Raw genomic sequence first — 22,497 nt, forward strand, 5'->3', positions numbered from 1 at the left:
TAGGGGAAATAGGTGGTAAAAGATATTGATAAAACGACTTCGTTGCACTTGAACAACGAAGTGCAGTTTCTGTGTTTTAGATTAGATGCAGAAAAAGACGCCCAACTTTATGGCATGAATATTTTTAAGATCCGAGAAATTATCCATTATGACGGAGAGGTTACAGAGATTCTTGGAGGGAGCGATGGCGTGATGCTCGGGTTTCTTAGCGTTAGGGGCGAGTCTATCCCTTTAGTGGATGTGAAAAGGTGGTTGCATTATAACGCTAATGATCCGAGCCGCAATTTAACAGAATGCAGCGTTAAAGATGACCATAATTTAGTGATCGTGTGTCATTTTTCTAACCATTCCATCGCTCTAAAAATTTTAAAAATTGAAAGGATCATCCATAAAAATTGGACTGAGATTAGCGCTGGGGACAAACAAGGCATTAATGAAGAGGGTAAGCTTAGTGCTATCACCCGTTTTGATAAAGAACGAGTGGTGCAGATCTTAGATGTGGAAAAGATGATTAGCGATGTTTTCCCTAGCTTGAAAGATTTAGACGATTTGACTTTGCGTTGCATAGAAGCCATTCAAAGCCAAAAACTCATTTTAATCGCTGAAGATTCCTTAAGCGCTCTTAAAACCCTAGAAAAAATCGTTCAAACTTTAGAATTGCGTTATTTAGCCTTTCCAAATGGGAGGGAATTGTTGGATTATTTGTATGAAAAAGAACATTACCAACAAGTCGGCGTGGTTATTACGGATTTAGAAATGCCTAACGTTTCAGGGTTTGAAGTGCTAAAAACCATTAAAGCTGATCATAGAACTGAGCATCTTCCTGTGATTATCAATTCGTCCATGAGCAGCGATTCTAACCGCCAGTTAGCCCAATCTTTAGAAGCGGATGGTTTTGTGGTAAAATCTAACATTCTTGAAATCCATGAAATGCTTAAAAAAACGCTTTCATAAATTTAATTTTTGTTTTAATTTAAAGGGATAAAACATGCGAAGTCATTTTTGCACAGAAATTAGTGAAAAAGATGTGGGTAAAATCATCAAAGTGGCCGGGTGGTGTAACACTTATAGAGACCATGGAGGCGTGGTTTTTATTGATTTAAGGGATAAAAGCGGTTTAGTGCAATTAGTCTGTGATCCTAGCTCTAAGGCTTATGAAAAGGCTTTAGAAGTCAGGAGTGAATTTGTGCTAGTGGCTAAAGGAAGAGTGCGTTTGAGAGGCGCTGGGTTAGAAAACCCTAAACTAAAAACGGGTAAAATTGAAATTGTTTTAGAAGAGTTAGTCATTGAAAATAAAAGCGCTACCCCACCGATTGAAATCGGCAATAAAAATGTGAATGAAGATTTGCGCTTGAAATACCGCTATTTGGATTTACGCTCTTTGAACGCTTATGAAATCTTTAAATTGCGCAGCGAAGTGGCTTTAATCGCTCGTAACGCTTTAGCCCAAAAGGGTTTTTTAGAGATTGAAACCCCCATTTTGTCTAAAACCACGCCTGAGGGGGCTAGGGATTATTTAGTGCCAAGTAGGGTGCATGAGGGTGAATTTTTCGCGCTCCCTCAAAGCCCGCAATTGTTCAAACAGCTTTTAATGGTGGGGGGAATGGACAGGTATTTTCAAATCGCTCGTTGCTTTAGAGATGAAGATTTGAGAGCGGACAGGCAGCCAGAATTCACGCAAATTGATGCGGAAATGAGTTTTTGTAGTGAAAATGATGTGATGGGCGTGGTGGAAGATTTGTTGCAAGAGATTTTTAAAGCGATTGGGCATAATATTTCTAAACCTTTTAAACGCATGCCCTATAAGGAAGCGATGGAAAATTACGGGAGCGATAAGCCGGATTTACGCTTTGAATTGCCTTTAATAGAAGTGGGGGATTGTTTTATAGACAGCTCAAACGCTATTTTTTCTAATATCGCGCAAGATCCTAAAAATAAACGCATTAAAGCTTTAAATGTCAAAGGGGCTGATGCGCTTTTTAGCCGCAGCGTTTTAAAAGAATTAGAAGAATTTGTGCGCCAGTTTGGGGCTCAAGGCTTGGCGTATTTGCAAATTAAAGAATATGAAATTAAAGGGCCTTTAGTTAAATTTTTGAGCGAAAAGGGGCTTAAGAATATTTTAGAAAGGACTGATGCGCAAGTCGGGGATATTGTCTTTTTTGGAGCGGGGGATAAAAAAATCGTGTTAGATTACATGGGGCGCTTGCGCTTGAAAGTGGCTGAAACGCTTGATTTGATTGATAAAGACGCTTTGAATTTCTTATGGGTGGTCAATTTCCCCATGTTTGAAAAAACCGAAAACGGCTATCATGCTGCACACCACCCTTTTACGATGCCTAAAAATATAGAATGCAAAGATTTAGAAGAGGTTGAAGCGCATGCGTATGATGTGGTGCTTAATGGCGTGGAGCTTGGTGGGGGAAGCATAAGGATCCATAAAGAAGAAATGCAAAAAAAAGTCTTTGAAAAAATCAATATCCACGAAGAGGAAGCACAAAAGAAATTTGGCTTTTTATTAGAAGCGTTAAAGTTTGGCGCTCCTCCTCATGGGGGCTTTGCGATAGGCTTTGATCGCTTGATCATGCTAATGACAAAATCTAGCAGCATTAGAGATGTGATCGCTTTCCCTAAAACGCAAAAAGCTTCATGCTTATTGACGAACGCGCCTAGCCCCATTAATGAAGAGCAACTAAGGGAATTACACATTCGCTTGAGAAAATAATTTAAAAGGATATGATATGAAACAACTATTTTTGATTATTGGAGCCCCAGGGAGTGGTAAAACCACTGATGCAGAGCTTATCGCTAAGAATAACAGCGAAACAATCGCTCATTTTTCTACCGGGGATTTATTAAGGGCTGAGAGCGCTAAAAAGACCGAGCGAGGCTTATTGATTGAGAAATTCACTTCTCAAGGCGAATTAGTGCCTTTAGAGATTGTGGTAGAAACGATCCTTTCAGCGATTAAAAGTTCTAGCAAAGGGATCATTTTAATTGATGGCTATCCTAGGAGCGTAGAACAAATGCAGGCTTTGGATAAGGAATTGAACGCTCAAAACGAAGTGGTTTTGAAAAGCGTGATTGAAGTAGAAGTGAGTGAAAACACCGCTAAAGAAAGGGTTTTAGGGCGCTCTAGGGGGGCTGATGATAATGAAAGGGTGTTTCATAACCGCATGCGGGTGTTTTTAGATCCCTTAGCTGAAATCCAAAATTTCTACAAGGCTAAGCATTTGCATAAAATCATCAATGGCGAAAGAAGTATTGAAGAAATCGTGAATGAAATGCAAAAATATATTTTGTCTTTTGGGAATTAAAATGCGCTCTTAAGGAGAATGAGCTGTGATTTCTGTCTATATCATTTCTTTAAAAGAAAGTCAAAGGCGTTTGGATACTGAAAAACTCGTTTTAGAATCCAATGAAAAGTTTAAAGGCCGTTGTGTTTTTCAAATCTTTGACGCTATTAGCCCTAAACACGAAGATTTTGAAAAATTTATTCAAGAGTTTTATGATGCGCAGAGCATGTTAAAATCCGATTGGTTCCATTCTGATTGGTGTTGTGGAGAATTATTGCCTCAAGAATTTGGGTGTTATTTAAGCCATTATCTTTTGTGGAAAGAATGCGTCAAATTAAACCAACCGGTCGTCATTTTAGAAGATGATGTAGCGCTAGAGTCTAATTTCATGCAAGCCTTAGAAGATTGCTTGAAAAGTCCTTTTGATTTTGTCAAGCTTTTTGGGTGGTATTGGAATTTTCATAAAACCAATTTGTGCACGCTCCCCTTAGAGAGAGATGCTGTAGAATCTGTGGGAGAGACACCTATTGAAGATCATGTAAAGACTGAAGCACCTGAAACGCCTATTGAAAATTATGAAGTTACCCCCCCCCCCCCAATCCCACACAAGATGCGCAACAAGATTTTATTATTGAAACGCAACAAGACCCTAAAGAACTATCTGAGCCTTGCAAAATAGCGCCCCAAAAAACCTCTTTTAATCCAGTGGTTTTTAAAAAAATTAAAAGAAAACTCAACCGCTTTATTGGAAGTATTTTAGCTCGGACAGAAGTGTATAAGAATATCGTAGGAAAATACGATGAACTCACCAAAAAATACGATGAACTCAATAAGAATATTGCGGAAAAATACGATGAACTCACAGGAAAATACGATGAACTCACAGGAAAATACGATGAACTCACAGGAAAATACGAATCCTTATTGGCAAAAGAGGCAAACATTAAAGAGACCTTTTGGGAAAGGCGTGCTGATAGTGAAAAAGAAGCCTTTTTTTTAGAGCATTTTTACCTCACTAGCGTGTATGTGGCTTCTACGGCAGGATACTATATCACGCCTAAAGGAGCTAAAACTTTTATAGAGGCCACAGAGCGTTTTAAAATCATAGAGCCGGTGGATATGTTCATAAACAACCCCACTTACCATGATGTGGCTACTCTTACTTACTTGCCTTTGCCTGTTTCTTTGAACAAGCATTGCAAAATCAGCACCATCCAAAATCTAAAAAAATCCGACATTTCATTGAGCGGCCCTAAAAAGTCTTACTTGGATAATCTTCTTTATGATCAATTAAACACTAGAAAGTGCTTAAAAGCCTTTCACAAATACAGCAGACAATACGCTCCTTTAAAAACCCCTAAAGAGGTTTAAAAAGAAATTTTATGGTAGAATGCCATATTTAGGAGTTCATTTGACACAAGTTTATATCATTTCTTTAAAAGAAAGTCAAAGGCGTTTGGATACTGAAAAACTCGTTTCAGAATCCAATGAAAAGTTTAAAGGCCGCTGTGTTTTCCAAATCTTTGACGCTACTAGCCCTAAACACGAAGATTTTGAAAAATTCGTTCAAGAGCTTTATGATTCTTCAAGTTTGTTAAAATCCGATTGGTTCCATTCTGATTATTGTTATCAAGAATTATTGCCCCAAGAATTTGGGTGCTATTTAAGCCATTATCTTTTATGGAAAGAATGCGTTAAATTAAACCAACCGGTCGTCATTTTAGAAGATGACATAGCGCTAGAGTCTAATTTCATGCAAGCCTTAGAAGATTGCTTGAAAAGCCCTTTTGATTTTGTGAGACTCTATGGGCATTATTGGGGAGGTCATAAAACCAATTTGCACGCTCTCCCTATCTATACAGAGGCTGAAGAGGCTGAAGTGCCTATGGAAAAAACGCCTATTGAAAATTATGAAGTTACCCCCCCCCCCCCAATCCCGCACAAGATGCGCAACAAGACTCTATTATTGAAACGCAACAAGACCCCAAAGAACTATCTGAGCCTTGCAAAATAGCACCCCAAAAAATCTCTTCTAATCAAGTGGTTTTTAAAAAAATTAAAAGAAAACTCAACCGCTTCATTGGAAGCATTTTAGCTCGGACGGAAGTGTATAAGAAACTCACCGAAAAATACGATGAACTCAATAAGAATATTGCTGAAAAATACGACGAACTCATGGGAAAATACGATGAACTCACAGGAAAATACGATGAACTCACAGGAAAATACGAATCCTTATTGGCAAAAGAGGCAAACATTAAAGAGACCTTTTGGGAAAGGCGTGCTGATAGTGAAAAAGAAGCGCTATTTTTAGAGCATTTTTACCTCACGAGCGTGTATGTGGCCACTACGGCAGGCTACTACCTCACGCCTAAAGGAGCTAAAACTTTTATAGAAGCCACGGATCGTTTTAAAATCATAGAGCCGGTGGATATGTTTATGAACAACCCCACTTACCATAATGTTGCGAATTTTACCTATTTGCCTTGCCCTGTTTCTTTAAACAAGCATGCTTTCAATAGCACCATTCAAAATGCAAAAAAGCCTGACATTTCATTAAAACCCCCTAGAAAATCTTATTTTGATAATCTTTTTTATCATAAATTCAACGCTCAAAAGTGTTTAAAAGCCTTTCACAAATACAGCAAGCAATACGCTCCTTTAAAAACCCCTAAAGAGGTTTAAAAAGAGCGGGCTTTATGTTAGAATAATTCTTTTTTATTATTCAAAGGAGATTGCAATGAATTTAGACCAATTAGAAGTGAGCCATGACGCTGATTCTTTGTGCGTGGTGATTGAAATATCCAAGCATTCTAATATCAAGTATGAATTGGATAAAGAAAGCGGGGCTTTAATGGTGGATAGGGTGCTTTATGGGGCGCAAAATTACCCCGCAAATTACGGCTTTGTGCCTAACACTTTAGGATCTGATGGCGACCCTGTAGATGCACTGGTTTTAAGCGATGTGGCTTTTCAAGCCGGAAGCGTAGTGAAAGCGCGCTTGGTTGGGGTTTTAAACATGGAAGATGAAAGCGGGATGGATGAAAAATTACTCGCTCTACCCATAGATAAAATTGATCCCACGCATTCCTATGTCAAGGATATTGATGATTTATCCAAACACACTTTAGATAAAATCAAACATTTTTTTGAAACTTACAAGGATTTAGAGCCTAATAAATGGGTGAAAGTCAAGGGGTTTGAAAACAAAGAGAGCGCGATTAAGGTTTTAGAAAAAGCCATAAAAGCCTATCAAGGCTAAAGATTTAAGGGTTTTGGATCAATTAAGCGATAAGCCCTTTTTAACGCTCTTTTAAAAGGCTTTGTTTTCATTATTGGGTGTTGGTGTAAAATAGGGTAGTTTAAAGCGGATTTTTATATTAATTTCTCATAAAAAAGCGCCAAAAACTACAATTTAACGATTTTAACCCCACTGCCGCCTAAATTAATGGGAGCGTCGCTAAAGCTCACCACTTTGGGGTGGTTTTTTAGAAATTCTTTCACGAACTTTTCTAAAATCCCGCTCCCCTTGCCGTGGCAAATCAGTACTTCTTCAAAGCCCCCTAAAAGCGCATCATTTAAAAAAGCGTCTAGTAAATCTAGGGCTTCTTCGCTGCGTTGCCCCCTTAAATCAAGGCGCAAGCTCGCTTCTTTAGGTTTGGGGATGGTTGTTTTAGGGAGTTTGAATTTGTTTTTAGAGGGTTTTTGGATTTGTTTCAACCAACTCCCATGCGCTTTCAAGCGCATGCCAAGATCGGTTTCTACCAAATAATAGCCCTTGTCTAAAATTTGCATAATCAGCACGCTTTCATTTTTATAACGCGCTTTTTCGTTAATTTGAAAGCTCGTTATCGTTTGGGGGATCTCTTGGTCTGTTTTATGCTTGTTTAAAATCTCGCTCGCTTTATGGATTTCTTTATGCATGGAGCTGGTATCTTTTGAAGCGACTTCGCTTTTTAAGATATTTAAGGCTTGTTGGTAGGATTTTTCCAATTCCAATTTTTTATGGTGAAAGATTTCTTTTTGTTTTTCCACTTCTAAAAGCCATGCGTTTTTTAAATCTTCTTGCTCTTTTAAAGCGTCCTCTAAATGTTCATTTTTTTGTTTCAATTCCCTTTCTAACGCGCTGGAATTTTCAATCAAAATGTTCAATTTTTCCTTATCTTCGCCATAGAAGGCTTTCGCTTTTTCAATCAAAAAAGGCGGCACGCCATAGCGCAAAGCGGTTTCAAACGCATAGCTTTTGCCAATAACCCCTTTTAAAAAAGTGTAAGTGGGCCGTTCTTTTTCTTCATCATAAAGAGCGGCTAGTAATTCCACTTCCTTGTTTTCTGCCATTAACACGCTCAGGCGTTTGTGGTGCGTGGTGATAATGATTTGGTTGTTTTGTTTAAGCAATTTTTCTAACAGGGTTTTATACAAGCTGCTCGCTTCATCAGCGTCAGTCCCTAGCTCAATTTCATCAACGCCTAAAAGCATGTTTTCTTTGGATAAAAGAGCGCTAAATTGCTTCATTCTGCCTGCAAAAGTAGAAATATTGTTCGCGCTGTTTTGGGGGTCATTAATAATGGCGTGGATTTCTTTAAAATAGGGGATAATGGAATGATGGGCGTTGATTTTCATAGGAATGAGATGCTTGCTCAAAAAAGCTGCGCTTAAAAGCGATTTTAAGAGCATGGTTTTCCCGCCCGCATTCACGCCGGTAACAGCGAGCATGGATTTTTCAAACTTCAAATTTAAGGGTTTTGGTTCTTTTAAAATGGGGTGTGAAAAGTTTTCTAAAACCATTTTTTTTTGCGTAAAGCTTGGCATGACAAATTCTAAATTGTAGGCTTTAGCGAAATTAAGCCGGGCTTGCAAGCTGTCTAAAAAATCAAATTCTTTAAAAAGGAATTTTAAAAATAAAAGGTGTTTTTGCAAGCTATGGCTTAGAGTTTGGCACATTTCAATAATACAGCAATCTATTTCATTACCAATTTGCGCGATTTTTTGGGCGATTTTTTGCGCGCTTTCAGGCAAAAGATAAAAATAACCATTAGCACTCCTTTCTAGCACAACGCCTTTAATCGCGCTAGAAAACCCGCTTTTTAATAAAAGGCATTCATAACCATGCTTAAGGTGGCTTTGCGTATCCACTAAATAAGGGGCAAGCTCTTTAGAATGGGCATAATGGTGAATGATTTTTACACTCTCTTTTTTAAGGCGGTTCAAGCTTTCATTCAAAGCGTCTAGGGTAGCGTTCGCCCCTTGTTTGATTTTCCCATCATCATCCAATAAAGCGATCAGATCGTTAAAAAAAGGGGGTAAAATAATAGCGTTAAGGCGTTCATGAAATTTTAAATGCGTGAAAGTTTTAAAAGCGTTTTGCAAAATGACAATGTAGCGCAATCGTTTGACAATCTCAAAAATTTCATCTAAATGGAGCGTCCCTAATTTGGTGAGTTTGATAAGAATAAGTTCGCTTTCTTTCACGCTTTTAGGGGTAGGCAAACCGATCGCATCCACTTCGTTTAAATAAGTGAAAGCCTGTTTGAGATCGTTTTCTAAAGCAATAGAATCTCTTTCTTTTGCAAAAAAGGTTTTAAAAAGAACGATAAACTCTTTTAAATCCAGGCTTTCTTCTAGGGGTTTGGGTGGGGTATTATTATTATTATTCATTGGGGTTCATTGGGGGTTGGATTAAGGGATCTTTTTGAAGCGTCTGACAAGAATCCAAATCCACAAGAACGTCTTTCATAGGGGTTTGTTTTTTACCTAAAAAGCTCAAAGTCCCGCTCACTAAATTAAAGGTTTGGTTATTCACTTTAATGCCTTTACACAACAAGGTTTCCCCCCTTAAAAACGCTCTTTGCAAAGCGATTTCTCGTTGGTTTTGTTGGTTTTGTTGATAAGTATAAACGCTGATGCTCGCTCCTATAATCCCTACGATTAAAAAAGCTAAAATCTTTTGTTTGGGGCTAGCTAAACCAAAATCCCTTAAAACTAAAAACAATAAAATTAGCGTTAAAAATAAAACAACCGCTACGCCCATTACATTTCGCCTCTCAATTGATAGGTAATATCCCCCGCTCCAAAGCCTATCACAAAGCCTTTTTCAATCGTTTCTACCACATTATCATTGACTAACAGCTCTAAAAAATCCCCCTTTTTACGCACCCTGTCTATAAAGGTGGGGTTATAATGTTTAAAATGGGCTTTCAAATCAATGTCTCTTTTGACTTCACTCGCGCTATAAACGGGTAAAATGATCAATCTGTCGCAATGCTCTAAAAAACATTTTTTAAATTCTTCTAAATTGTCCATTAAGCGAGAGTATTTGTGCGCTTGCCAGATCACAATAATTTTTTCTTGCGTGTTCAATAAGTTAGCATAAATCCTAGCGCTTTTTAAAGTGGCGCTAATTTCAGTAGGGTGGTGGGCGTAATCATCAATGAGGATGAGATCGTTTTTTTGCAAAATATCAAAGCGTTTTTTAATGCCTTTGAAATTCAATAAATTATTTCTAATTTCTTCTAAATCCAATTCATCTAAAGCGCTTAAAATCGCTAAACTCGCATTCGTGGCGTTATGTTCGCCTAACCCCCACACCAAAAAAGCCCCCAAATCTTTCAATTCAAACGAAGTGTAAGGCTCGCCGTCTTTTAAAATGTATTGGATATTATAAATGTCTTTTTTTTCTAAAACAATGGCGTCTTTAGAATAGTTTTTTAAAAAAGGATCTTCTTTATAAATCACTCTTTTTTGAGCATGGTCTAAAAAATATTTATAAGCGAAGAAAAAGCGCTCTAAATCGTGATCATAATGCTCTAAATGTTCTGGCTCTGTGTTAGGCACAATCGCGCAAAAAGGGTTGGAAAACAAAAAACTTGAATCGCTCTCATCGGCTTCAAAAACCAAGCTATCATTCGCGCTCTCTCGCACATTGGAATCAAACTCTTTAGAATGCGCCCCAATAATCGCTCCAAAAAAGGGGCAAATCGCGCTCAACATGGCCGTGATACTGCTCTTTCCATGAGCCCCGCACACGCTAAAAACGCGCTTGTCTTTAAGGATAGAATACAAAGCGTCTTTGCGAGACAAAATAGGGATTTCTAATTCCTTAGCCCTTTGTATTTCGGTATTGTCTTCTTTGATAATGGCTGAATGGATGATAACATCTTGATTGTTGATTGCCTTTGGATCATGCGGGATATTAATTTCTACGCCTAAAGCTTTCAAATACTTAACGCTAGGGCTTATGGCAATATCAGAGCCGCTGATTGTAGCCCCTTGCGCTTTAAGGTATTTGGCTAAGCCTGAAATGCCAATCCCCCCTATACCGATAAAATGGATCTTGCAATCTTGAAGGTTTTTGAGTAAAACTTTTGGGGTTTCAAGCATGGTTTTCTCGGTAAGTTTCTATGATTTCTAAAGGCTTTTCTAAAAGGGGGGTGTCATAGACAAGGGCTAAACGCACATAGTCAGTGCCGATACGATTACGCCCTAAATACAAAGCCGGTAAAGTAGTAATGCCTTCATTTTGATAAAGTCTTTTAGCAAAATTTTCGCCGTTTTGAACGGGCAGATACACATAAAAACTATAAGGATAAATGAGCGTGTTTTTAAAGATTTTTCGCGCTAGTTTCAAATTATTCGCATAAATATTGCGGAAAAATTCTGCATGCTCATCATCTAGCCAAGCGATTTCACTGGCCTTTTGGATCGCATTAGCGCTCGTATAGCCTAAATAAGTGCGAAACGCTTTGTATTTTTCTAAAATGCGACTATCCCCAGCGATAAAACCACTCCTTAGGCCTGGAGCGCTAGATCGTTTGGAGAGCGAATGGATCACTAAAACATTTTTGAACGCTTCATTACCAACCAGCATGCAAGCTTCTAAAAGCGAAGGAGGAGGCGTATTTTCATAAATTTCACTATAACATTCATCATTAATTAAAATAAAATCATGTTTTAAGGCGAGTTTGACCCAACTAATCAGCTCTTCTAAAGAAAGGGCTCTTCCGGTGGGGTTGTTAGGGGAATTTAAGATCACTAAATCCACTTCTTGCAACTCCTTTTCATTCAAGCCTGGCGTGAAACCATTTTCTTTAGTTAAGGGCATTAAAAGGCTTTTAGCTCTAGTGAATTGGGCTGATCCTTCATAGATTTGATAAAAGGGGTTAGGGTAGGCGATAGTGGGGTTTTGATAATCAAATAAAACAAAACTAGGGAAATTGAACAACACTTCCCTAGATCCTAGCGTGGAAACTAATTCGTTTTCTTTCAATTCTACCTTGAAACGGCGTTTAAAAAAACCCCTTTGAGCCGCCCTCAGACTTTCTTCAAACGCGCTTTTAGGGTAGATATTGAGCGAATGGGTGTGGCTTTTGAGGGCGTCTTGAATGAATTTGGGCGTTTCAAATCGCGGCTCGCCGATGCCTAAATCTAACCCCTTTTTTTTAGGGGTGATTTCTTTAAACAAGGCTCTTAATCGTTCAAAAGGATAAGGCTCAAAGGTCATAGGGCTACTTTAATCTTAAAATGGAATGGTTAATCTTATCTAAAATTTAAGCGTTTATCATTGAAAGCGTTAAAAAAGAGCGAAAGAGAGCATAAAAGAAAGGGCATAAAAGAGTATAATAGCGCATAAGAATTTAACTGATGAAGAGGTTTGATGCTAGAAAATAGAGTTAAGACCAAGCAAATTTTTATCGGTGGCGTGGCCATAGGAGGTGATGCTCCCATAAGCACGCAAAGCATGACCTTTAGCAAAACCGCTGATATTGAAAGCACTAAAAATCAAATTGACAGACTCAAACTCGCCGGGGCTGATTTAGTGAGGGTAGCGGTGAGTAATGAAAAGGACGCCCTAGCCTTAAGAGAATTGAAAAAAATGTCTCCTTTGCCTTTAATTGCTGATATCCATTTCCATTATAAATTCGCTCTCATTGCCGCTCAAAGCGTAGATGCGATCAGGATCAATCCCGGAAACATCGGATCTAAAGACAAGATCAAAGCGGTGGTTGATGCTTGTAAAGAAAAAAACATTCCCATAAGAATTGGCGTGAATGCCGGGAGTTTAGAAAAGCAGTTTGATCAAAAATACGGACCCACCCCAAAAGGCATGGTAGAAAGCGCTTTGTATAACGCCAAACTTTTAGAAGATTTGGATTTTACCAATTTTAAGATTTCTTTAAAAGCGAGCGATGTGATGCGCACCTTAGAAGCTTACAGGATGCTACGACCTCTTGTGATCTATCCTTTCCATTTGGGGGTTACTGAAGCGGGGAATCTTTTTAGCTCCAGTATCAAATCCGCTATGGCTTTAGGTGGGCTTTTAATGGAGGGCATTGGGGATACGATGCGCGTATCCATCACAGGGGAATTAGAAAATGAAATCAAAGTGGCTAGAGCGATTTTACGCCATAGCGGGCGTTTGAAAGAGGGGATTAATTGGATTTCTTGCCCCACTTGCGGGAGGATTGAAGCCAATTTAGTGGATATGGCGAGCAAGGTAGAAAAACGCTTAAGCCACATTAAAACCCCTTTAGACATTAGCGTGATGGGTTGCGTGGTGAATGCTTTAGGTGAAGCCAAGCATGCAGACATGGCGATCGCTTTTGGGAATCGCAGCGGTTTGATCATTAAAGAGGGTAAAGTCATTCACAAACTGGCTGAAAAGGATTTGTTTGAAACCTTTGTGATAGAAGTGGAAAATTTAGCTAAAGAAAGAGAAAAAAGTTTAAAGGATTAGGCATGATGAATAAGTTTAAAAATTTTGTGAGCAACTACCAGCAATCTAATAGCTATAAAGAACCTTTAGGTTTTGGCATTGCCAGAGTGGATATTGCTCCTATTTCTAAAAAGATTTTATGCGCCACTTACCCCGTTTTGAACTGGAAAGAGGAAAATTTAGGCTCTTATGCGGTGTTTTGTAATTCGCTTTCTAAAGACAAAATCCTAAAAGAGAGCGCGAGCGAGCGCGTCGTTGAGATTGATGAAAGTTTTGTGTTAAAAGCGCTGGATTTTTATACGCCCTTTTTGAATGAAGCCTATTCTAATAAAATGGCTCATAAGAATATCCAAGTGGTTTTAGAGCTTTTAAAGGCTTTAGAAGAAAATCGTTTGAAAAATAATAATGGGGAGTCTCTTTATCGCTTGGTGATCCTGTATGAAGATAAGCCTTGCGAGAGCGTGGAGAGCGCGTATATGAAACTTTTAGCGCTTTCTTTAGGGAAAGCCCCTTTGAGGAGTTTGAATTTAGAGGGCATTTTTAATCAGCTTTCTAATGCGGCTTGGAGCGGCAACAAGCCTTATGAATTGGAATGGCTCAGAATGAACGAAGTGGCTTTAAAAATGCGAGGCCATTTCCCTAGCATTGATTTTATAGATAAATTCCCGCGCTATTTGATGCAATTAATCCCTGAGTTTGACAATATCCGCTTATTGGATAGCTCAAAAACGCGCTTTGGGGCGTATTTAGGGACCGGAGGTTACACTCAAATGCCCGGGGCTAGTTACGTGAATTTTAACGCAGGGGCTATGGGAGTGTGCATGAATGAGGGGCGTATTTCTTCATCAGTGGTGGTTGGAGCAGGCACTGATATTGGTGGGGGAGCTAGCGTTTTAGGCGTTTTAAGCGGAGGGAATAACAACCCCATTAGCATCGGGAAAAATTGTTTGCTAGGGGCTAATAGCGTTACCGGGATTAGTTTAGGCGATGGCTGTATTGTGGATGCAGGCGTTGCCATACTAGCCGGGAGCGTGATAGAAATTGAAGAAAATGAGTTTAAAAAGCTTTTAGAAGTGAATAGCGCTTTAGAAAAACATGCGAACAACCTTTACAAAGGCAAGGAGCTTTCCGGAAAAAATGGCGTGCATTTTCGTTCCAATAGCCAAAATGGCAAGCTGATCGCTTTTAGGAGCGTGAAAAAAATTGAGTTGAATCAAAACCTGCATTAAGGATTAAAAGAATGCTCAAAAAAAGTTTGTTATTGCTTGTTTTTTTAATCTTACAGCTTAGTGGCGCTGAAGAAAACAATCAAGCCCCAAAAAACACGCCCCCTGAATTAAACCCTGCTAACGCTAAGGGCGCGCCAAACCCTAACACCCAAATCACCCCTAAAAACGATAACTCTAACCTGTTAGACAAATTAGGATCGCCTGAAAACGCTCAAACCGAGCTTTCTGCTGGTATTGAATTGGCTAAAAAGGGCGATTATCAAGGGGCTTTCAAGCTTTTTTCCCAATCGTGTGATAATGGTAATGCGGCCGGGTGTTTTGCGGTGGGGGCGATGTATGCTAATGGGGTAGGGATCCAAACGAACAGATTAAAAGCCGCTCGCTACTATGAAATGGGTTGCAGTGGGGGCGATGCGACCGCTTGCGCGAATTTGGCTCAAATGTATGAAAACAAAAAAAACGCTGATTCAAACGATAAAGAAAACGCTTTGCAATTGTATGCGGTGGCTTGTCAAGGGGGGGATATGCTCGCATGCAATAATTTGGGGTGGATGTTTGCTAATGGGAGTGGGGTCCCAAAAGATTATTACAAAGCGATGAGTTATTATAAATTTTCATGCGAAAACGGGAACGATATGGGGTGCTATAATCTTGGCTTGATGTCTAATGTGAATAATATTTATGGCATTGATAAAGCACAACTCAGTCAAGTGGATTTGAATTATTTGGCTTGTAACGCTGGGGATATGATGGGGTGCGCGAATTTGGGCTGGATTTATGCGAATGGGGATTTAGGGGCTCCGTTAAATAACCACTACGCGGCGAAATATTTCCAAATGGCATGCGATGGGGGGATTTTGGGGAGCTGTAACAATTTAGGCGTGCTGTATCAAAAGGGTTTAGGCGTGCCTCAAGACGATCAAAGGGCTTTGGATTTATTCTCGTATGCGTGCGATAATGGTTTTGAGTCAAGCTGCCGTAATTATGGGAATTTCAAAGAGCATTTATTGCGCGTGAATCCTAATTACGGGCGCTTGTTCATGCCATACAATTCTTATGAGATACCCTAGTAATAGCAATTTCTTAAGGGGATAGGGGGTATTTTGAAATCATTCTCGCCCCATAACTAAACCCCCCAAAGATCGCATTTTTAAGAGGTTACTACTTGCTTTGCACAAAGCTCTTTTATTTTTTTGAATAAATTCAGCCACAAATTGCGGTTTTTTCAAAAGTTTAAGCTCTTTTTTTTTTTTTTGATTTAATACTCGGTGTGATTTTGATCTTATTTAAAAGGAAGAGCTATGAAAGCAACAGAAAGCACCATTAACGACTTTTTTGCCCTAACAGGCACGATCTTTTCTATCCCTGTATATCAGAGGAACTACACTTGGGAAGAAGAAAATTGTGAAAAATTGCTGCAAGATATTGTCAGTATTTCTCAAAATAAGAAAACGCATTTCATGGGTTCTATCACTTATATTTTGCATCGGATTGATGATGAAAAGAGCTTAAGACAACTGCAAGAATTTGTTATCATTGACGGGCAGCAAAGGGTTACCACTCTCATGCTTTTGCTTAAAGCCATAGAAACAAAGATACCAAATGAAGGGATAAAAAAAGAGATTGGTAATCTACTCAATCTTTCGGGACAAAGGCTGCGTCTCAAACCCATTAAAAGCGACAAAGAAGCCTTTGATTTAGTCATGCAAAATCGATCGCATGAAATACAAGGCGTATCACACATTAGGAATAATTATAAATTTTTCACCAAAGAGCTTGACGATTATATCAGCAAAGGGTATCGCATAGAAGAGATTTATGGGGCGTTTTTGTGGCTTAAAATCGTAGCCATAGGCTTAAAGTTGGGCGAAGACGATCCGCAAGTGGTGTTTGAAAGCATCAACGCTACAGGCGTGCAATTAAAAGGGCTAGATCTTATCCGCAACTATCTGATGATGGGAGAAAATTCCAAAAACCAGAAACATCTCTATGATACTTATTGGGTTCCTTTAGAGGAATGGCTTGGCGAAAGGGATTTGAATGATTTCATCAAAACCTATTTGAGAATCTATTTTGAAGATAAATTAAAAAAAGAAGAGCGTGAAGTGTATTACGCGCTAAAAGCCCACCACAGAGACAATTTCTCTGATGATATACAAGGTCTTATGAGCGATATGCGTGAGTATGGCAGAATCTATCAAATCTTTTTAGACAGGGATCATTATTTTTTAGATCGTGGAGACCCGCAGCAGTTAGCGAATTTACGCCTGCGTATTAAGGATCTTGTGAAAATCAAATTTGGCGTGGCAAAGCCCTTTATTTTGCGTTGTGCCAGAGACTTTGAAGAAGGCAAGTTAGATTATGAAAATTTCTGCGAAATTTTGCAAATCCTTATCAGCTACTTCGTGCGCCGGAGCGTGTGCGGGGATCCTGCCCCTGCACTTGCTGAACTTCTTTATTCTTTATACAGACAGCTAGGGGAAGATGTTTCAGCCGATGCGTTGAAGCGGTATTTGGGCAAGAGCGTTGGACGAACGGCGTTCCCCAATGACGATAAAATTAAAGCGGCGTTTCTTGTGCGTAACGCTTATGCAGCGAATCAAGTGTGCAAATTCATTTTGCTTGAGATAGAAAAATTGAGTAACGCCGAACCGCCAAGAGAAGAAAATCTGGAAGTGGAGCATTTCTACCCCAAAACCCCCACCCAAGAATGGCGCGATAGGGTGGGGGACTATTTCACTTTTGAGCAAGACTACCTCAATAATTTTGGGAATCTAACCTTATCAGGGCAAAATCAAAGGCTTGGCAACAAATCTTACGAGGCAAAAATAGCGCTTATGGAAGAATACGGCTCCTTGCATTTAAACGACTATTTTATCAATAACACCCATTCTTGGGGGATAGAGGAAGTGAAGGCTAGGAGCGGATATTTAGCGGATCAATTCTGTCAAGTAGGATTGTTTAAAGATTTGCCTAAAGAATACCGCGCAAGAGAGCTTCACAAAACCCTTGATGATGACTTAACTAACCATAATCTTCAAAGCGTCAAGCTCCCCAATGATCAAAGGCGCATGGCAAGAAACGCTAAGGAATTGGCTAGCGTTGTCATAGACTACTTGCTAGAAAATGCCAGAGAAGCCTTTGAAAGCTATACAGACGATGAGTCTCAAAGATATATTTGTTGGGATAAAGCAAAAGCGCAATTAAGGGATAGAGATGGCACTTTGGTTGTGCCTTTTGAAAAATACGGATTTTACTTTGTAAGCAATGCGAGTTATCAAACTACGGGCAGTAATCTTAAAGATCTTATCTTAGGCTGCAATCTCAATCCCAGAGACTTTGTTGTGGAATGAACAAGCCCCCAAAAAATGGGGGTTAAAAAGCCCTTATTTTAAAATCACTTACCAAAAGCTTGGTGCAAATGCGTGGTTAGGGAGTTAAGATACTGCTCCACTTGGGGGTTTTTCATCACATCGTTGCAAATAAAAGTGGGCAACGCTGAAAGCCCTAAAAACTGGAACGCCTTATGCAAATGCAAATACACAACATCCACACCCACCCCTTCAAAAAATTCATTAGGATCGTTAAAGGCTTCAATGGGAGCGTTCCAAGTCAAGCTCAACATGTATTTTTTACCATGCATCAAGCCCCCTTTCCCGTAGTTTTTAGTGGGGTTTTGCGAACTTCTGCCATCGCTAGCATAAAGCTTCCCATGCCCTGAAGTGAAGACTTCATCAATGTATTTTTTCACAATCCAAGGCTCGCCCATCCACCAGCCAGGCATTTGCCAAATCGTCGCATCAGCGCTAAAGACTTTCTCCACTTCTTGAGCATGTTCATAGCCTTCATCCACGATTGTTGTATCCACTTCTAGCCTTAAAGACTCTAGAGTCTTTTTTGCATGTTGGGTCAAAGTTTCATTGAGTTTCCCCCCAGAGCTCCCGAACGCTTTGGCCCCATTAATGATGAGTACTTTTTTCATTTTGTTCCTTTTTTAATAAAATAGAGGGGAATTCTATCCAAATGAAACTTAATATTAAAGAAATTCCCTCAATCTAAATAAAAACTAAAAAACAATCAATTGTAGCTGTATTATTTTTATTATGTTAAGATAATGAAAATTTCTAATTAAGGAGTGGCGATGTTCTACGATGAAAAAAAGACCTATCAAAGGATTGAAGAACGCCTTGAGATAGTCAGCTCGTTTAACGCTCATAACGAGCATAAAAACTTGCAAGACGAGTTTAAGGGTGCGGGCATTTCTAGGCGCGATTTGTTGAAGTGGGCGGGCATGATGAGCGCGACTCTAGCTTTACCGGCTAGCTTTGCTCCCTTGACTTTGAAAGCGGTGGAAGTGGCTAACAGATTGCCCGTGATTTGGTTGCACATGGCAGAATGCACCGGCTGTAGCGAGAGCTTGTTAAGGAGCGCAGACCCCACCATTGATAGCATTATCTTTGATTACATCAACCTAGAATACCATGAGACCATCATGGTAGCGAGCGGTTTTCAAGCTGAAAAAAGCTTGCATGACGCCATAGAAAAGCATAAAAACAATTACATTTTAATGGTAGAAGGCGGTATCCCCCAAGGCACAGAATACTTTCTCACTCAAGGCCCAAACGCTGAAACGGGGGCTGAAGAATGTAGGAAAGCCGCTCAATATGCAGCCGCTATTTTTGCCATAGGTACATGCTCAAGTTTTGGGGGCGTGCAAGCGGCTTATCCTAACCCCTCTAACGCGCAACCCTTACACAAAATCATTGATAAACCCGTGATCAATGTTCCCGGTTGCCCGCCTAGTGAAAAAAATATCGTGGGTAATGTGCTTTATTACTTGATGTTTGGGGCTCTCCCTAAATTGGATGCGTATAACCGCCCCTCTTGGGCTTATGGGAATAGGATTCATGATTTGTGCGAAAGGAGAGGGCATTTTGATGCGGGCGAGTTTGTGGAGCATTTTGGCGATGAAAACGCTAAAAGGGGCTTTTGTTTGTATAAAATGGGCTGTAAAGGGCCTTACACTTTCAACAATTGCTCCAAACTCCGCTTCAATTCACACACCTCTTGGCCCATAGGTGCAGGGCATGGGTGCATAGGGTGTTCTGAGCCTAATTTTTGGGATACGATGAGTCCTTTTGAAGAGCCTTTGGCGAATCGCTCCATTAAAACCGCCTTTGATGGCTTAGGGGCTGATAAAGTGGCCGATAAAGTCGGCACGACTTTGCTGAGTGCAACCGCTATTGGCATTGTCGCGCATGCGCTCCTTTCTAAAGCGATCAAAAACAAAGAGTAAGGGATTAACATGTCAAAAAAAATCGTAGTCGATCCTATCACTAGGATTGAGGGGCATTTAAGGATTGAGGTGATTGTAGATGATGATAATGTGATCACCGATGCGTTTTCTTCTTCTACGCTTTTTAGGGGGCTAGAGACCATTATTAAAGGCAGAGATCCACGAGATGCAGGCTTCATCGCTCAAAGGATTTGTGGGGTATGCACTTATTCGCATTATAAGGCTGGTATCACTGCGGTAGAAAACGCTCTAGGCATCACCCCCCCATTAAACGCGCAATTGGTGCGATCTTTGATGAACATGGCGTTGCTTTTTCATGACCATGTGGTGCATTTTTATACTTTGCATGGGCTTGATTGGTGCGATATTATGAGCGCTTTAAAAGCCGATCCCATTCAAGCGGCAAAACTCTCTTTCAAATACAGCCCTTATCCCATTAATACCGGTGCGGGCGAATTAAAAGCGGTTCAAAAACGCTTGAATGATTTCGCTAAAGGCGGATCTTTAGGGCCTTTTAGTAATGGCTATTATGGGCATAAAACCTATCGTTTAAGCCCAGAGCAAAATTTAATCGTCTTAAGCCACTACCTTAAGCTTTTAGAAATCCAAAGGGAAGCGGCGAAAATGACCGCTATTTTTGGGGCCAAACAGCCTCACCCACAAAGCCTAACGGTGGGGGGTGTTACGAGTGTTATGGATATATTGGATCCGACGAGATTGGCGGAGTGGAAGAGCAAGTTTGAAGTGGTGGCCAATTTTATCAACCATGCTTACTACCCTGATTTGGTGATGGCAGGCGAAATGTTCGCTAACGAGCAATCCGTTATTAAAGGCTGCGGCTTAAGGAATTTTATCGCTTATGAAGAAGTGTTGCTCGGGAAGGATAAATACCTTTTGAGTAGTGGGGTGGTGCTTGATGGGGATATTTCTAAATTACACCCCATTGATGAAAGTTTGATTAAAGAAGAGGTTACGCATTCTTGGTATCAATATGAAGACACTAAAGAAGTGCAACTCCACCCTTATGACGGGCAAACGAACCCGCATTATACCGGTTTAAAAGACGGCGAGAGCGTGGGGATTGAAAATAAAATCATCCCTGCTAAAGTGCTTGACACTAAAAATAAATATTCTTGGATAAAATCGCCCAGATACGATAGTAAGCCCATGGAAGTAGGCCCTTTAAGTTCCGTAGTGGTAGGGTTAGCGGCGAAAAACCCTTATGTTACTGAAGTGGCTACGAAGTTTTTAAAAGACACTAAACTGCCTTTAGAGGCGTTGTTTTCAACGCTTGGGCGCACAGCTGCAAGGTGTATTGAAGCTAAAACGATTGCTGATAATGGCCTTTTGGCGTTTGATGCACTAGTGGAAAATCTAAAGAGCGATCAAAGCACTTGCGCTCCTTATCACATTGATAAAAATCAAGAATATAAAGGGCGCTACATTGGTCAAGTGCCAAGGGGCATGCTAAGCCATTGGGTGCGTATTAAAAACGGCGTGGTGGAAAATTATCAAGCGGTAGTGCCTTCCACTTGGAATGCGGGGCCTAGGGATTCCAAAAACCAAAGAGGGGCTTATGAAATGAGCTTGATTGGCACTAAAATCGCTGATTTAACCCAGCCTTTAGAAATCATTAGGACTATCCATTCTTTTGACCCATGCATCGCATGCTCAGTGCATGTGATGGATTTTAAAGGGCAGTCTTTGAACGAGTTTAAAGTAGAGCCTAATTTCGCTAAATTCTAAAAAGGGTTACGCATGGATAAAATGAATAAGGTCGTTTTACACAAAGAGTATTCAGGTTTTGTGCGCTTTTTCCATTGGGTTAGGGCTTTGAGTATTTTTACTTTAATCGCTACAGGGTTTTACATCGCTTACCCTTTTTTGCAGCCTAATTCCAGCTTTTATAAAGGGGTGTATCTTTTACAAGCTTATGTGCGCTCTTTTCATGTCATGTTTGGGTTTTTACTCATTAGCGCATTAATCTTTAGAACCTATCTTTTTTTCACTAAAGAAAGCTTGATGGAACGCAGGAGTTTTGGCCAACTTTTAAGCCCAAAAGCTTGGATTGATCAGATGAAAGCGTATTTTCTTATCAGCGGCAAACCCCACACTAAAGGATTGTATAACCCTATCCAGCTCGTGGCTTATTTCACTTTAGTTGTTTTGATCGTATTGATGAGTTTGAGCGGGGTGGTGCTGTATTATAATGTCTATCATGCGGGGCTTGGGGCGTTTTTAGCAAGCGCTTTTAAGTGGTTTGAAGCGCTTTGTGGGGGGTTAGCGAACGTGCGTTTTATCCACCACTTAGCGACTTGGGGATTTATTTTGTTTGTCCCTGTGCATGTTTATATGGTGTTTTTCCATTCTATCAGGTATGAAAGTTCGGGGGCGGATTCTATGATTAATGGCTATGGTTACACCAAAGAATGAGTCAAAAAATCCTAATTCTAGGCATTGGAAATATCCTTTTTGGCGATGAAGGGATTGGGGTGCATCTAGCCCACTATCTTAAAAAGAATTTTTCTTTTTTCCCTAGCGTGGATATTGTGGATGGGGGGACTATGGCTCAGCAACTCATTCCTTTGATCACTTCGTATGAAAAGGTTTTGATTTTGGATTGCGTGAGCGCTAAAGGCGTTGAAATTGGATCAGTTTATGCCTTTGATTTTAAGGACGCTCCTAAAGAAATCACATGGGCTGGGAGCGCGCATGAAGTGGAAATGCTGCACACTTTAAGGCTCACGGAGTTTTTAGGGGATTTGCCTAAAACTTTTATCGTGGGGCTTGTGCCTTTTGTGATAGGGAGCGAGACCACTTTCAAGCTCTCAAGCGAAATGTTAAACGCTTTAGAAACAGCCTTAAAAGCCATAGAAACCCAACTCAACGCATGGGGGGTTAAAATGCAACGCACCGATCACATCGCCTTAGATTGTATCGCTGAACTCTCTTATAAGGGTTTTTGAA

Annotated in this window: 21 protein-coding genes; 16 read left to right on the forward strand and 5 right to left on the reverse strand. The window is 40.0% G+C overall.

Going from position 1 to position 22,497, the window contains the following annotated elements; translation table 11 throughout:
* Positions 1-12: 12 nt before the first annotated feature.
* From J5F42_RS03295 to ppa, 8 genes are read left to right on the forward strand one after another with little or no spacing between them, the layout of a single operon-like run.
* The gene (locus J5F42_RS03295) at positions 13-954 is read left to right on the forward strand and encodes a chemotaxis protein (protein WP_283491547.1); all 942 of its coding nucleotides are present in this window, start codon (positions 13-15) and stop codon (positions 952-954) included.
* 34 nt (positions 955-988) lie between these two features.
* Positions 989-2,722, forward strand: coding sequence for an aspartate--tRNA ligase (aspS, locus tag J5F42_RS03300; protein ID WP_097699917.1), 1,734 nt, complete (start codon positions 989-991; stop codon positions 2,720-2,722).
* Positions 2,723-2,738: 16 nt separating this feature from the next.
* On the forward strand, positions 2,739-3,314 hold the full coding sequence (locus J5F42_RS03305; protein WP_097699916.1) for an adenylate kinase: 576 nt from the start codon (positions 2,739-2,741) through the stop codon (positions 3,312-3,314).
* Positions 3,315-3,339: 25 nt separating this feature from the next.
* Positions 3,340-3,972 (forward strand): glycosyltransferase family 25 protein, encoded by a 633-nt coding sequence (locus tag J5F42_RS03310; protein ID WP_283491548.1) that lies wholly within the window; start codon positions 3,340-3,342, stop codon positions 3,970-3,972.
* Positions 3,973-3,998: 26 nt separating this feature from the next.
* A complete protein-coding gene (locus tag J5F42_RS03315) occupies positions 3,999-4,664 on the forward strand; it encodes a glycosyltransferase family 25 protein (protein WP_283491549.1) in 666 nt (221 codons plus the stop codon).
* A gap of 40 nt (positions 4,665-4,704) precedes the next feature.
* On the forward strand, positions 4,705-5,307 hold the full coding sequence (locus J5F42_RS03320; RefSeq protein WP_283491550.1) for a glycosyltransferase family 25 protein: 603 nt from the start codon (positions 4,705-4,707) through the stop codon (positions 5,305-5,307).
* A gap of 26 nt (positions 5,308-5,333) precedes the next feature.
* Positions 5,334-5,978, forward strand: coding sequence for a glycosyltransferase family 25 protein (locus tag J5F42_RS03325; RefSeq protein ID WP_283491551.1), 645 nt, complete (start codon positions 5,334-5,336; stop codon positions 5,976-5,978).
* A gap of 55 nt (positions 5,979-6,033) precedes the next feature.
* Positions 6,034-6,555 (forward strand): inorganic diphosphatase, encoded by a 522-nt coding sequence (gene ppa / locus J5F42_RS03330; RefSeq protein WP_001047002.1) that lies wholly within the window; start codon positions 6,034-6,036, stop codon positions 6,553-6,555.
* A 146-nt stretch (positions 6,556-6,701) separates the two neighbouring features.
* Here ppa and J5F42_RS03335 read toward each other — a convergent pair whose 3' ends face one another.
* From J5F42_RS03335 to J5F42_RS03350, 4 genes are read right to left on the reverse strand one after another with little or no spacing between them, the layout of a single operon-like run.
* Positions 6,702-8,951, reverse strand: a complete 2,250-nt coding sequence (locus J5F42_RS03335) for an endonuclease MutS2 (protein ID WP_283491552.1) — start codon at positions 8,949-8,951, stop codon at positions 6,702-6,704.
* Complete coding sequence (locus J5F42_RS03340; RefSeq protein WP_078298957.1) at positions 8,944-9,324, reverse strand: hypothetical protein; 381 nt, start codon at positions 9,322-9,324, stop codon at positions 8,944-8,946. Before J5F42_RS03340 ends, J5F42_RS03335 begins: the two co-directional genes overlap by 8 nt.
* The gene (murC, locus tag J5F42_RS03345; protein ID WP_097699826.1) at positions 9,324-10,673 is read right to left on the reverse strand and encodes a UDP-N-acetylmuramate--L-alanine ligase; all 1,350 of its coding nucleotides are present in this window, start codon (positions 10,671-10,673) and stop codon (positions 9,324-9,326) included. Before murC ends, J5F42_RS03340 begins: the two co-directional genes overlap by 1 nt.
* A complete protein-coding gene (locus J5F42_RS03350) occupies positions 10,666-11,793 on the reverse strand; it encodes a succinyldiaminopimelate transaminase (protein WP_283491553.1) in 1,128 nt (375 codons plus the stop codon). The genes murC and J5F42_RS03350 overlap by 8 nt, the downstream gene beginning before the upstream one ends.
* A 153-nt stretch (positions 11,794-11,946) precedes the next feature.
* Between J5F42_RS03350 and ispG the strand changes: the two genes are divergently transcribed.
* From ispG to J5F42_RS03370, 4 genes are all read left to right on the forward strand, one after another.
* Positions 11,947-13,026 (forward strand): flavodoxin-dependent (E)-4-hydroxy-3-methylbut-2-enyl-diphosphate synthase, encoded by a 1,080-nt coding sequence (gene ispG, locus J5F42_RS03355; RefSeq protein ID WP_097699828.1) that lies wholly within the window; start codon positions 11,947-11,949, stop codon positions 13,024-13,026.
* A 2-nt stretch (positions 13,027-13,028) separates the two neighbouring features.
* A complete protein-coding gene (locus J5F42_RS03360; RefSeq protein WP_283491554.1) occupies positions 13,029-14,234 on the forward strand; it encodes a 2,3,4,5-tetrahydropyridine-2,6-carboxylate N-succinyltransferase in 1,206 nt (401 codons plus the stop codon).
* Between the two features lie 11 nt (positions 14,235-14,245).
* Entirely contained in the window at positions 14,246-15,304 is a 1,059-nt protein-coding gene (locus J5F42_RS03365) for a tetratricopeptide repeat protein (protein WP_000914848.1), read from the forward strand.
* A 231-nt stretch (positions 15,305-15,535) separates the two neighbouring features.
* Positions 15,536-17,587, forward strand: a complete 2,052-nt coding sequence (locus J5F42_RS03370) for a DUF262 domain-containing protein (RefSeq protein WP_283491555.1) — start codon at positions 15,536-15,538, stop codon at positions 17,585-17,587.
* A gap of 44 nt (positions 17,588-17,631) precedes the next feature.
* Here the strand turns inward: J5F42_RS03370 and mdaB are convergent, their stop codons facing one another.
* Entirely contained in the window at positions 17,632-18,216 is a 585-nt protein-coding gene (gene mdaB / locus J5F42_RS03375) for an NADPH:quinone oxidoreductase MdaB (protein ID WP_283491556.1), read from the reverse strand.
* Positions 18,217-18,375: 159 nt separating this feature from the next.
* On the opposite strand from mdaB, the gene J5F42_RS03380 reads away from it, so the two are divergent.
* From J5F42_RS03380 to hydD, 4 genes are read left to right on the forward strand one after another with little or no spacing between them, the layout of a single operon-like run.
* The gene (locus J5F42_RS03380; protein WP_000499087.1) at positions 18,376-19,530 is read left to right on the forward strand and encodes a hydrogenase 1 small subunit; all 1,155 of its coding nucleotides are present in this window, start codon (positions 18,376-18,378) and stop codon (positions 19,528-19,530) included.
* Between the two features lie 9 nt (positions 19,531-19,539).
* Positions 19,540-21,276, forward strand: a complete 1,737-nt coding sequence (locus J5F42_RS03385) for a nickel-dependent hydrogenase large subunit (protein ID WP_022576694.1) — start codon at positions 19,540-19,542, stop codon at positions 21,274-21,276.
* A 12-nt stretch (positions 21,277-21,288) separates the two neighbouring features.
* Complete coding sequence (cybH, locus tag J5F42_RS03390; RefSeq protein WP_075653815.1) at positions 21,289-21,963, forward strand: Ni/Fe-hydrogenase, b-type cytochrome subunit; 675 nt, start codon at positions 21,289-21,291, stop codon at positions 21,961-21,963.
* Positions 21,960-22,496, forward strand: coding sequence for a hydrogenase biosynthesis protein HydD (hydD, locus tag J5F42_RS03395; protein WP_000078614.1), 537 nt, complete (start codon positions 21,960-21,962; stop codon positions 22,494-22,496). The genes cybH and hydD overlap by 4 nt, the downstream gene beginning before the upstream one ends.
* The last annotated feature ends 1 nt before the right edge of the window (position 22,497 follow it).

It is taken from the genome of Helicobacter pylori (genome assembly GCF_030062585.1).
Classification (GTDB): Bacteria; Campylobacterota; Campylobacteria; order Campylobacterales; family Helicobacteraceae; genus Helicobacter; species Helicobacter pylori_CN.